General features: G+C 72.2%; 9 protein-coding genes. 3 read left to right on the top strand and 6 right to left on the bottom strand.

Translation table 11 applies throughout. The annotated features are described in order from the left end of the window. Window positions 1-74: 74 nt before the first annotated feature. The gene (locus AB0N02_RS12685) at window positions 75-536 is read right to left on the bottom strand and encodes a MarR family transcriptional regulator (protein WP_363945344.1); all 462 of its coding nucleotides are present in this window, start codon (window positions 534-536) and stop codon (window positions 75-77) included. Window positions 537-980: 444 nt separating this feature from the next. Here AB0N02_RS12685 and AB0N02_RS12690 point away from each other — a divergent pair, with 444 nt between their 5' ends. Then, window positions 981-2,426, top strand: a complete 1,446-nt coding sequence (locus AB0N02_RS12690) for a WD40 repeat domain-containing protein (protein WP_363945346.1) — start codon at window positions 981-983, stop codon at window positions 2,424-2,426. Between the two features lie 75 nt (window positions 2,427-2,501). Here the strand turns inward: AB0N02_RS12690 and AB0N02_RS12695 are convergent, their stop codons facing one another. Continuing rightward, a complete protein-coding gene (locus AB0N02_RS12695; protein ID WP_363945348.1) occupies window positions 2,502-3,293 on the bottom strand; it encodes a hypothetical protein in 792 nt (263 codons plus the stop codon). A 353-nt stretch (window positions 3,294-3,646) separates the two neighbouring features. Between AB0N02_RS12695 and AB0N02_RS12700 the strand changes: the two genes are divergently transcribed. Next, window positions 3,647-3,976: a DUF2530 domain-containing protein gene (locus AB0N02_RS12700; RefSeq protein WP_363945350.1), complete on the top strand. Its 330-nt coding sequence runs from the start codon at window positions 3,647-3,649 to the stop codon at window positions 3,974-3,976. A gap of 46 nt (window positions 3,977-4,022) precedes the next feature. Here AB0N02_RS12700 and AB0N02_RS12705 read toward each other — a convergent pair whose 3' ends face one another. Both AB0N02_RS12705 and AB0N02_RS12710 read right to left on the bottom strand, forming a co-directional pair. Beyond that, the gene (locus AB0N02_RS12705; RefSeq protein WP_363945351.1) at window positions 4,023-7,097 is read right to left on the bottom strand and encodes a hypothetical protein; all 3,075 of its coding nucleotides are present in this window, start codon (window positions 7,095-7,097) and stop codon (window positions 4,023-4,025) included. A gap of 105 nt (window positions 7,098-7,202) precedes the next feature. Beyond that, window positions 7,203-8,018, bottom strand: a complete 816-nt coding sequence (locus AB0N02_RS12710; RefSeq protein WP_363945353.1) for a DUF3027 domain-containing protein — start codon at window positions 8,016-8,018, stop codon at window positions 7,203-7,205. A gap of 372 nt (window positions 8,019-8,390) precedes the next feature. Between AB0N02_RS12710 and AB0N02_RS12715 the strand changes: the two genes are divergently transcribed. Continuing rightward, window positions 8,391-10,202 carry an MFS transporter gene (locus AB0N02_RS12715; RefSeq protein ID WP_363945355.1) on the top strand — a complete coding sequence of 604 codons (1,812 nt, stop codon included), beginning with the start codon at window positions 8,391-8,393 and terminating at the stop codon, window positions 10,200-10,202. A 272-nt stretch (window positions 10,203-10,474) separates the two neighbouring features. Here the strand turns inward: AB0N02_RS12715 and AB0N02_RS12720 are convergent, their stop codons facing one another. Together AB0N02_RS12720 and AB0N02_RS12725 are read right to left on the bottom strand one after the other, a co-directional pair. After that, window positions 10,475-10,873 carry a cold-shock protein gene (locus tag AB0N02_RS12720; RefSeq protein ID WP_363945357.1) on the bottom strand — a complete coding sequence of 133 codons (399 nt, stop codon included), beginning with the start codon at window positions 10,871-10,873 and terminating at the stop codon, window positions 10,475-10,477. A 90-nt stretch (window positions 10,874-10,963) separates the two neighbouring features. Continuing rightward, window positions 10,964-11,581, bottom strand: coding sequence for an HAD family hydrolase (locus AB0N02_RS12725; RefSeq protein ID WP_363945358.1), 618 nt, complete (start codon window positions 11,579-11,581; stop codon window positions 10,964-10,966). Between the last annotated feature and the right edge of the window lie 111 nt (window positions 11,582-11,692).

Here is an 11,692-nt window from a genome sequence, read left to right on the forward strand (position 1 = left end):
GGCGACCTCAAAGTCGCTGACAGGCGCCTCGGCGTCCCTCTGAACCGCCGAGGCGCAGGGTTCCTCAGGGTCGGCTAGTTCCGGCTGAGTTTCTCCAGAATCGGGGCCGCCTGCCTGAGCACCGTTCTCTCCTCGGCGGACAGCTCCTTCAACTGCTGCGTCAGCCACGCCTCCTTGAGACGGCGCTCCTCCTTCAGCAGCGCCGACCCCTGCTCGGTCACCCTCACGGTCACCTGACGCCGGTCGGAGGGGTGCGGTGTACGGGACACCAGCCCCCGCTCTTCCAGCACGGCGATCACGCGGGTCATCGAGGGCGGTTGCACCTTCTCGTGCTCGGCCAATTCGCCGGGGGTTATCCCGGAATGCCGTTCCACCGCGACGAGCGTCGCGACCTGGGTGGGGGTCAGTGAGTGTCCCCCTGCCTGCCTGCGCAGGCGTCTGTTCAGTCGCGCCAGCGAGACGCGCAGTGCCGAAGCCAGACCGGCGTCGCTTCGCAGGTTCGCGACGGGGTCCTTCCGTGACGTGTTCATTAGCATCGCTCATTACCTTTGCTAACTATATACCTGCGCACATGATTCCCTCCACCCGGGGTTTTCTCGGCGTGAGCCGTACAGCGTGTCAGACCCGGCCCCGATCCCCAACCCGGACACGGCAACACCCGCCCCCCGGCCGACCACCTCCCGAGAAGGTGGGACCGCCCGCGACGGCCGTACCGCGAAGAGAAGGTCCCGCCGAAGCCGAGAGCGGCGAGGTCACCGACGAGGACGGAGCGCGAAACCCGCCAAAGGCACGGCTTCATACGGTAAGCCGATCAAATTGATCTACCGGCACACAGTTGATCAGCGGTCGCCGTACTGTGGCGACGGGCGCGCTCGAAGACGCCCAGAGCGGTGGAAGCAGGAAGAGGTGCGCGCAGCGCTTCCGGAACCCGGAAGTGCGGCCTGCGGCACGCGTGTGAGCCCGACGCTTTGGAGACCGAGATGAACGATCTGGCCGGGGACCCGCAGGTGGACGCGCGCGGCGGGACCCGCCGGAGAACGTACGCGATCACTCTTGCCGCACTCCTGGCCGTCTTCCTGGCCGCCACCGGACTCGTGTGGAAACGCGAGCACGACAGTGCTTCGGCCCAGGAGCGCATCGCGCTGGCGCGCGGCCTCGCACTCCACGCCGCGGAACTACGCGGTGTCGACCCTCCCATGGCCTGGGATCTCGGCGTGGCCGCAGTAAAGATCCACTCCGACGAGCAGACCCGGGCAGGGCTGACCGACACGCTGCTCTGGGGACGCGGCGACAGCCTCACGTCAGGTGTGTCCAACCCGGTGGCGCTGAGCGGCGATGGGCGGATCGCCCTGACCGGTGACGGCGACGATGAGGACAAGGAGAGCGTGTGGGACCTCAAGTCCTGGCTCGACCCCAAGATCGTCGAAAAATCCGATCGGCTCGCCGTATTGAAGAGCCGTAAGGGATTCGTGGGCTCGGTGGCGCTGTCCTTCGACGGGCGGACCGCGCTGGCCGCCGGAGGCAACGACGACGCCACGATCGTGTGGGATCTCGCCGACCCGGCCAAGCCCTCCCGGCTGGCCACGTTGGCGGTCGAGAGGACGGGCAAAAGGAACAGTGACGATATCAACCGCGTGGAGGCGGTGACGTTGTCACGCGACGGCCGTACGGCGGTGATCGTCGGCACGAACGGCGACATGACCGTGTGGGACCTGAGCGTCCGCTCTCATCCGGTGCGCCTGTCGATGACAAGAGCACATACCTCCCCCATGCACGACCTCGATCTCAGCGCGGACGGCCGGACCGCCGTCACCCTGGACATCGACGGGGTGGTGACGGTCTGGGATCTCGCCGACCCCTCGCACCCGGTCAGGTCGGTGGATCTGGACCAGCCCGCGAAAGCCGCGAGGGAGACGGCGATGAGCGCGGACGGGCGTGTCGTCCTTGTCGGGAGCGCGCATCAGGTCGAGATCTGGAACCTCGGTGACCGGCGGCATCCGGTTCGCATCGCTGTGTTCGACATACCCCTCGGTGACATGTACGACATGGCCTTGACCCCTGACGGGAAGCGAGCCCTGTTCGCCGGAGCGAGCGGTTCGGGGCTCCTGTGGGACCTCTCCAACCCGTCCAGGCCGACCCGGCTGGCTGCGTTGCACGGATACGGACAGGAGATCGATTCCGTGGCTCTCAGCGCCGACGGTGGCGTCGCCCTGACAGCCGGCTCCAACGGCGCTTCCCTCTGGAACCTCAAGAAACTCGCCGAGATCGTCGCCGACCCGGGGCGGGTGGCCTGTCACGGTGACCAGGGCACGAAGATCAGCGAGGAGGACTGGGCCCGCTACGCGAACGGCGCGGACTGGTCGGATTACCAGCAGGAGAGCTCGGATCACCTTTACATCTGCGACATCAGGCCGGACTCCCCGTGACGACCCGCCCAGGAACGTATGACAGCGGTCACACATCACTTCCGCGCGACCTCGGCCTCAGCCTCGCCGGGGCGGTCAGGCCGGGCGGGGGCTCGTGACGGCGGCGCCGAGCCGGACGACGGTGACGTCCACCTGGCCGTGACCGTCCTCCCAGCCCGCGACCGCCGAGCAGCCGCTGTCGCCGAGGAGGGAGCCGAGGGGAACGTCGGCTCCCAGGTAGGTGAGGCCTTCGGCCTCGGCCGCGTCACAGCAGCCGAGGCTGAGGTGGGCGCGCAGGCGCGGGTCGGCGATCGCGGCGAGCGCGGGCGCCCACTCCTCGTCGGCGTTCCCCTCGAAGGGGATCAGGCTGCCGGGGCCGCGACCGATGCCGGTCGCGACCCGCATCGCGTCGAGGAGCGTTCCGTTCGAGGCGATCCTGGCGTAGCAGACGTGCCAGTTCTCCGCCAGGACCGGGTCCGCGAGGTCGAGGTCGTGGCGCCACAGCACCGGCGCCAGGTCGGCGCCCCGCACGATGTCGGGCGCGAAACACGCCCGCGCCAGATCCGCGGCGAAGGCGTCGGAGAGGCCGTGGCTGGAGAACTGGAAGAGCGAACGGCTCGCGTCGAACCGCAGGGGCGGCTCCCCCATGTCGTACAGGTAGAGATCCCCTACCTCGATCGGCTCGCCTCCGGACAGGACCGCCGGGTTCAGCCAGGTCGGGTCCCTGTCGTTCCTCGTCTCGTGGAAGAAGTTGCCGTGGTAGTAGGCGGCGTACTCGGCGCCGGGGTCGTAACCGGCGGGCGGACGGCCGAGAAGGGCCTCGAAGGCGTCGGCCAGTAACGCCTGCCAGCCGACGTCGCTGGTGGTGACGGGGGTGTAGCGAGTCATGCCGGAAACTCCTGGGAAACTACGCCGGCCGGGGTCAGGCGGCGGCAAAGCGCCGTGTTTGGAGGCGTCGGATGGGGAATCGGCCGCCGGACGACCGGGAACCGGCGGTTCTCAGCTCTTGTACGGCAGACCGCATGGTCTCACGTGGCGGGCCGCCGTACGACATGAGAATTCACCGCATGTTCCCGCGCGCGATCCGGTGTGGACAGTATCCGTGTCCCTGACCCGGTTCCGGCCTGGACGGCGATCCGCCTGTCCCGGCTCCGGTGAACGATACCGTGCCCCCGGCCGGTTCCGGTCTGAGCGGCACGCGTTTTGCCAGGGGGGAGGCCGCGTCGCCTACGCTGGAGCACGTGAACCAGCCTCGCCTGCCGGATCTTCAACCGTTGAGGACCAACAACTCGGCCACGATCCTCGCGGGCACCGGCCTGTGGGTGGTCGCCCTGGTCGTTCTGCTGATCGTGCGGCCGGGTCCGGACCACCAGTGGTGGATCTGGACCTGCGTGTCCGGCATATGCGGCGGCCTGTTCGGGCTCTGGTTCGTCCGCCGCCTCGACCGCGGGAAGGCGCCCGATGAGCGGGAGCCGTCCCCGGACACACCGTCCTCGGCGGAATCGACCGGGCCCGCGACGGCGACCTCGCCCATCCTCCCCGCACCCCCCGTGCCGCCCACCGCCCCCTGACGACGGACGGCGGCGGACGGCGGGCTACGGAAGAGGGAGCGTCGCGTCAGCCGGTTGAGGCGGTCCAGCTGTCGAGGTCGGCCTCGGCCAGCAGCAGGGGCACCGCCGCCGGGTCACGGAGCAGGGCGGCGACCGCGAGCCGGTCGCCCCACTGGCCGGACGCCCACGCGAGCCCGCGCGCCAGCCCCTCGACGCCCGTGGCGTGCACCGTGCCCTCGAAGAACCGCCAGGTGGCGGGAACCCCGTCCACCAGCAGTTTCTCGTGCTCCACATAGGTCGCGGGCGCCGTCGGCAGCAGCGACCGCACCGCCGCCGGGACCTCGCGGACCGTACCCTCCGAGGTCACCTCACCGGTGGCCTCCTCCCCGGCCAGCGGCAGGTCGAGCAGCTCCGACAGCGCCTCGGCCAGGTCGAACGGGGCCAGGATCAGCGGCCGGCCCGCGACCAGGGGAAGCAGGTCGGGCGCCTCGACGACCACCGGCTCACCCGCGCCGCCCCCGGCCTCGCCGGACGGCGACGTCCCGCCGGACAGCAGGTGGCCGTCCTCGGCGTCGGCGACGACGATCTCGCCGTCGAGGATGGCGCGCACCGCCCGGGGAGGGGCGACACGGACGGGGGCGACCCCGGCCAGGGCGACCCACAGGGCGCGGAGCTGGGCCCGGTCGACCTCGATGGACGGGTCGCCCAGCAGCTCCAGAAGCTCGTCGGGGCCGCCGTGCGAGGCGAGCAGGTCGGTCAGGGTGCTCCGGACGCCGATCATCGCCAGAACGGCCTCGTCGACGACGGCCGGGGCGTCGCCGTACAGGCCGAACAGCAGGGGGTCGGCGGCCGGGAGCCGCAGCTGCGTGGGACGCCGCCCGCCGAGCACCGGGTGGGTGGACAGCCACCACGCGGTGTAGGAGGGCACCTCCACGACCTCACCGGCGACGAGGACCCGCAGCGGGTGCAGGACCGAGCGCAGCGGCGGGCGCGACAGCAGGGCGAGGGCCGAGGGCCAGTCCGCGACGTACTCCAGGTCGCGCACGGCGGAGAACTCCCTGGCGACCGGCGGCACGTCCATCTCGGGCAGCAGGTCGAGCACGGCCTCCAGCCACTCTTCCTCGCGGTCCAGGTCGTGGTCGCAGTCGTCGGGGTCGATCATCACGTCGGTGTCGTTGACCACGGCGAACCCGTCGAGCACCCCGGCGGCGGCCAGCACCCGCGAGCCGTACCTGTCGACCAGCTCGGGGGCGGCCGTGCCGAAGTGCGTCTCCTCGTCCAGCAGACCGGCCAGCGCGCCGTCGGCCAGGAGCAGCTCACCGGCGGGGTACAGCTCGCCGTCGGCGCCGCGCAGCGCCAGCTCCGACAGCCACGGGGCCTCGCCCGCGACCAGCCCGGCGGCGTCCACCAGCGCGAGCACCGCCTGGGCCACCGGCTCGGAGTCGGGGCTCTCCAGCGACTCGGCGACGGCGGCGCGGGTCACCGGGTCCTCCAGGACGGTCCTGGGCGTCGCCTCCGCCGCGCCGAGACGCAGCAGCAGCGGGTGGGCGGCCTCCCGGTGCACGACGCGCAGCCCCAGCGGGGCCAGCACGGCCAGGTCGAGCGAGGAGCCGTCGGACAGCAGCAGCGTGCCGCGCGGACCCCGCACCAGGCGGCCGTCGGCGAGCGGCACCGGCAGCGCGCCGAGCGCCTCGGGGTCGTCGGCGGGCAGGACCTCGTACAGCGACCGCCACCAGGACGGCTCCCGGTCCGCGACGGCGTCACCGGAGAGCATGTCCACGATGTCGGCGAGCTCGATCCGCTTCACTCCGAGACCGGTGATCGCCGGGTGCCTGGACGGCCATCCGGCGGGCAGCAGCCCGGGGACCATGGCGGCGACCTTCTCCAGCAGCTCGCCGGGGGCCGCCAACACGGACGCCTGCCGACCGGCCACGACCAGGTCCGCACCGTCGGCCGGGGGCTCCTCGGCGTCGGCGGGCGGGGAGAGCGCGGGCAGCAGCGGGGCGTCGGGAAGCCTGCGCAGGATGGCCCTGCGGATCTGCGCGTCGAGCTCCGCCTTGCCCATCAGGCCAGGGACGAGGTCCAGCAGCCTGGGCGTGCGGGCCAGCCCGGCGAGCAGTTCGACGTAGGCGTCGGCGGCGCGCTCGACCAGGAAGTCGGTCAGCGGGCCCATGGCCACGTGGCGCCGGTCGGTGGCCATCGGGAAGGAGGCGATCAGCAGCACTGGCAGGTCGAGCGGCTCGTCGCTGGGCGTCGGCGCGTGCACCACCGGCGGCACCCGCGCGGGCAACGGCCGGGGCTCCCCGCCGGGGGAGGCGGCCTCGTCGACGGGCACGGCCCAGCGGACCGACCAGTACGGCCGGCCCCGCTCCTCGGTCGGCCGGTCGGCGAACAGCTCGGTGACCTCCTCGGGGGTGAACCGCCCCGAGGCCGAGACCACCCGCCAGCCGTCCAGCCGGACCGTACGCTCCTCGCCCTCCAGGTCGATCTCGATCGACTCCAGCGCGGGCAGGCCGAGCAGCAGCGCCGGACCGGTCTCCCGGAGCATCTGCCGGACGGCCTCCACGGCGGCCCTGTCGCGCAGCGGCAGCCGTACGAGCGTGTCGAAGCCGCCGGGCACCTCGACCGGTCCCGCGGGGAACGGCAGGCGCAGCAGCGGCACGTGGCCGCCGCGCTCGGCGAACTCCTTGGACAGCGTGGGCTCGGCGGCCACCAGGACGGCGGTCTGGTCACGGGACCAGCGGACGACGCCGGAGCCGAGCGAGCCGATCACCGGCTCGTCGCAGACGGAGACCACGGCCGCGAAGCCGACGCCGAAGCGCCCGGCCGCGCCGGACTCGCCACGCTTGCCGGAGACGCGCAGCGTGGACAGGCCCTCGATCCCCGCCGCGTCGATCGGCGCGCCGGTGTTCGCAGCCGACAGCACCCCCTCGCGCAGCGAAAGGCGCAGCCGCCCCGGCACTCCGGCGCGGAGCGCGGCGTCGGCGGCGTTCTGGGCGAGCTCGACGATCAGCCGGTCGCGGTAACCGCCGAGCGCGAAGTCCTCCTCCGCGTTGGCGTCCTCGCGGAACCGGGCGGGCGAAGCGGTCCAGGCCGCGAGCACGGCGGAACGCAGTCGGTCGGTGCCGAAGATGTCAGTCACAGCGATGAGTCCAAAGGTCGGGGGCCCCACAGGTCACGTCGCGTCCCGTCGCGTCACCGCCGCCAGGGCCCGATCGGCCCGGCGGCCTGTGAGAACGGCGTCGGCTCAGGAGTGACCCAGCGGCTCGGCGGTGGTGTCGTCGACGGAGCCTGCCAGGTCCGTCTCCGCGGATTCCTCTGCGATGTCGTAGGCGAGGTCGTCCAGGATCGGCGAGGTGGGCTCGACCTGGTGCGGCAGCACGGCGGCCTCGGAGTGCGCGCCGCAACCGTGGTCGGCGGCGACCACACGGCCGTCGTCGGGGGCGTACTCGTTCGTGCAGACCCCGAAGCCGGTGCCCAGCGCGCCCGCGAGCGGCCAGTAGAAACCGCAGGTGGAGCACTGGGCGGGGGCGGCGTGCGCGAGCGGGGTGTGCGGTCCCGACTCGCCCGAATGCCAGCGCCGCACGGCACGGTCCCTGCCGATCGGGGAGAGCACCCTCGCCCGGCCCAGGCCGTACTCGAAGAACATCTGGCGGTCGGAGTCGTCTTCGGTCTGGGTGTAACCGGGCGCGAGCCGCGCGTCGTCGGCGGGGGTGGGCAGCAGGTCGCCGACGCCGAGGTCGCCTGGACGCAGCCGCTCGCTCCACGGCACCCACTCGGGCGGCAGCAGCGCGCCCGCGCCGGGCAGGAGCACCACCTCGCTGACCGTCACGTTGCGCGCCCGGGAGGCCCTGGCGACGGTGACGGCCCAGCGCCAGCCACGGTAGGCACGGTCGAGGCAGGTGAAGTAATGGGTGACGACCCGCTCGCCCTCGGCCTCGACACCGAGGTGCTCGCCCACCTCGTCCGGCCTGACGTTCTCCTCGATCGCGGAACGGGCCAGGTCGACGGCGGCGGCGCAGGCCGGATCGACGACGGCGGCGCGGGTCCGGGGGCGGCTCACGAGTCCACCTCCGCCGGCCTCGCGACCCGACGGCCGCCTTCCTTACTGCCTAGCTCGCTGCGCTGACTCACAGTTCATTCTCACCCATGCCCGGAGCGAACGGCACCGCTCCCCGCCCGTCCCCTGGGTCCCGCCCGGGCGATCCCGCGTCCAGCCCCGGCGGGAACGGCGCTCCCGGGTTTCGGCGGCGCCGTCAGGACCGTAGCCCGACATCGCGAGACCGGCAACCCATTCCCCTCCGGACGGGGAAACTCCCGGGGAAACGTCACCTTCGAAACCAGGAGGCGGTCTCCTCCAGGTCAGAGCGGGATCGGACGTCGAGTGTCATACCGCATCGGACATCCCATCTGTCATTTGGGTAAGACTGGATGCGTGGCAGGTGGGTGGGAGCGAGCACGGAAGACGGTCGGCGACGCCTCCCGTCTGGTCGGCCGGTCGGCGGCCGGGGCGGGACGGGCGACCGTACGCGCCGGGCGAGGCGCGGGACAGGCGACGGTGCGCGCCGGGCGAGGCGCGGCGCGCGGGACCCGGCGTGTCGGCGCGGCCTCCCGGCGGCTGACCCACGCGCAGGGCGCCGGCCGTACGGGGCTGGGTCAGCTGATCGAGCTGACCGCGTTGGAGAGCGCGGGCGACGCGCTGGTCACCGCGGCCCTGGCCGGGACGCTGTTCAAGCTTCCGGTCAACGAGGCCAGGGGGCAGGTCGCGCTCTACCTGCTGATCACGATGATCCCCTTCGTGGTGGTCGCGCCGTTCGTCGGGCCGGTCCTCGACCGGTTCCGCTCCGGCAGGCGCTTCGTGATGGCGGGCACCCTGTTCGGCCGCGGGCTGCTCTGTTTCGCCATGGCGGCGGCGATCGTGCCCGGTGACGTGTTCACCATCTTCCCCGCGGCGCTGGCGGTGCTGGTGCTGTCCAAGGCCTACAGCGTCTCCCGCGCGGCGATCATGCCGAACGTGCTGCCCGCCGACATCGCGCTGGTCACCGCCAACGCGAGGGTCGCCCTGTTCGCCCTGGTCACCGCGGGTGTGGCGGTGCCGGTCGGGGCCGGCGTCAGCGCCTGGCTCGGCGCCGAGTGGACGTTGCGCGGCGCGTTGGCGATCTTCCTGCTCCTGGGCGTGCTGGCCGTACGGCTCCCGCGTCACGTCGACTCCCCCGACCTCGACGTGCTGCTGGAGGAGAACGAGGAGCGGCCGGCCCGCTGGCGCACCCTGCTGAACGTGGGCCCGGTGGTCACCGAGGCGATGGCCGCCAACGCGGCCGTCCGCCTCTACTCCGGGTTCCTGCTGTTCTACCTGCTCTTCCTCGTACAGGACAGGCACCTGCCCGGCCTCGCCCCCACGGTCACGATCGGCGTGCTGGCCGTGGCGGCCGGGGCCGGCGGCCTGGCGGGGACGGCCGTGGCCTCGTGGACGCGCGGCCGTTCCCCGCAGGTCATCGTGCTGGCCACGCTCGGGCTCGCGACCGTGACCACGGCGGTGGCGGCGTTCGCGTTCACCCTGTGGACGGCGGTGGCCGTCGCGCTGGTCGCCGCGTTCGCCCAGGGGCTCGGAAAACTCGCGCTGGACGCGATCGTGCAGCGCGAGATCGGCGAGGAGGTGCGCTCGTCGACCTTCGGCGTGGTGGAGGCGCTCCTTCAGGTCGCGTGGGTGGGCGGCGGCCTGGTCGGGCTGCTGTTCTCGCTGTTCACCGGCGGGGGCGCCGGGCTGACGGTGATGGCCGTGATGCTCGGCGTCTCGCTCGGCTGGCTGCTGGTACGGCGCCGCAGGCGGGTGGACGCGAGAGACGCCAGGGTCGAGGCCGCGCGGGCCGAGGCGGCGCCCTCACCGGCGGACTCCCCTGCCGTTCCCCGTGCCGACGCCGGAGACCGAAGCGGAGACGGAAGCGGAAGCGGAAGCGGGCCGGTGCCCGCGGCGCCTCCCGTACTCCCCTCGCTCGACTCCCCGGCCGCCCCCGCGCTCGGCTCTCCCGGCGTTCCCACAGACGTCTCCACAGACGTTTCCACGGACGTTCCCACGGACGTCTCCACCGGTGACGCCTCGCGGCCCGCCACTCCCGGCGAAACCCCGCGCCCGGCCCCCTGGGAGAGGCTCCTGCCCGGGACGGGGGTCACGACGACCGCGATCGTACGGCGGAGCGATCCCCCCGCCGACAAGCGGACCAAACCGCTGACCAACCCCCACGGCTGACCCCCACGGCTGACCCCGCCGCCGGCCCTCGCGACCGCCCCCACGCTCTCCCCGCGCCCTCCCCTCGCCCTTCCCGGGACCGGTCGCCGTGGCCGAGCCGCGGCGACCGGCGGAGGAGACCTCCGCTCATGAGAAACCGCCTGCCCCCACGAGGACCTGCGGATACCTCGGGAGACAGGCGGAACCCGCGGGGATCGCGGGATCGAGCGGAGATCGAGCGGGGGGTGAGGGCCACCGGGAGCCGCGAAGGACCGCCGGGGCCGGGAGAAAGGTCAGTCGTCCAGATCGTCCGCCACGGCGCGGAGCACCGCGGCGATCTTCTTCGCGTGCACGGCCTCGGGGTGCTTGCCCTTCTGGTAGGACATGGAGACCGTGTCCAACAGCTTGATCAGATCTTCCACGATGACCACCATCTCGTCGGGCTTCTTGCGTTTGCCCTTCGGCTTGGCGGCCTTGGTGAGCGTCGGGGGCTGGTCGATCACGCGCACCGACAGCGCCTGTTGCCCGCGACGCCCTTCGGCCACGCCGAACTCGACCTTCTGGCCCGGCTTGAGGGAGTCCACGCCACCGGGCAGCGCGGAAGAATGCACGAAGACCTCACCGCCGTCGTCGCGGGTGAGGAAGCCGAATCCCTTGTCGGCGTCGTACCACTTGACCTTGCCACTCGGCACAGGGGTGACCTCGTTCAGACTGTCGTGAAAAGGAATGGATGTAGGTTATGCCCAGCGAGCGCCCGGGGCGACCGTGTATTCACGCCTGAATTACACGAGTGCGGCGGGTGTCCTCCAGCCGTCGAACCATTCGGCGAACTCCGTCAGATCACCGAACACCACGTCGGCTCCGTGATCACGCAGTTCCCCCGCCGGATAGTGGCCGGTCGCCACCGCCACGCTCACGACGCCCCCGGCCCGGGCCGCCTCGATGTCGGCGACGTGGTCTCCGACGTAGGCGGCCGCGCCGAACTCGGCGAGGGCGGGCCCCTTCTCGGTGCCGAACACCGAGCCCGCGACCATGTCCACCTCCAGGCCGAGGAAGTCGACCGTCCTGCGCGCGTCCGGGGTGTTCTTGCCGGTCACCACGATGACCCTGCCCCCGGCCCGCCGTACGGCCTCGACGGCCTGGCGCGCGCCGGGCATCAGGGTGGTGGCCGGGACGGCGATCGAGGGGTACAGCGACCTGTAGACGGCGACGGCCTCGGGGATGTCCTCGGCGGGGAGCCAGTTGGTCAGCTCCCACTCCAGGGGCGGCCCGAGCCTGGCGACCACGGCGGCGCTGTCGATGAACACGCCCAGGCGCAGCGCCAGCTCGTCGTAGACGGCCGCGATGCCGGCCCGCGTGTCGGCCAGCGTCATGTCCAGGTCGAACCCCACCGAGTTCATTCGCTCTCCAGCTCCCATCCGCCCGGCGGAGGACTCGAGCTTCGCAGGACCTTCGCAGGATGCCAAATCTTCGGGGGGCGGGGGTAATCCCAGCCACTGTACGGGACGACA

The sequence above is a fragment of the Streptosporangium sp. NPDC051022 genome (genome assembly GCF_040683035.1).
Taxonomy (GTDB): domain Bacteria; phylum Actinomycetota; class Actinomycetes; order Streptosporangiales; family Streptosporangiaceae; genus Streptosporangium.

Coding starts and splice junctions, on each gene's coding strand:
- AB0N02_RS12685 (WP_363945344.1), bottom strand. CDS start 536: ATGCTAATGAACACGTCACGGAAGGACCCCGTCGCGAACCTGCGAAGC.
- AB0N02_RS12690 (WP_363945346.1), top strand. CDS start 981: ATGAACGATCTGGCCGGGGACCCGCAGGTGGACGCGCGCGGCGGGACC.
- AB0N02_RS12695 (WP_363945348.1), bottom strand. CDS start 3,293: ATGACTCGCTACACCCCCGTCACCACCAGCGACGTCGGCTGGCAGGCG.
- AB0N02_RS12725 (WP_363945358.1), bottom strand. CDS start 11,581: ATGAACTCGGTGGGGTTCGACCTGGACATGACGCTGGCCGACACGCGG.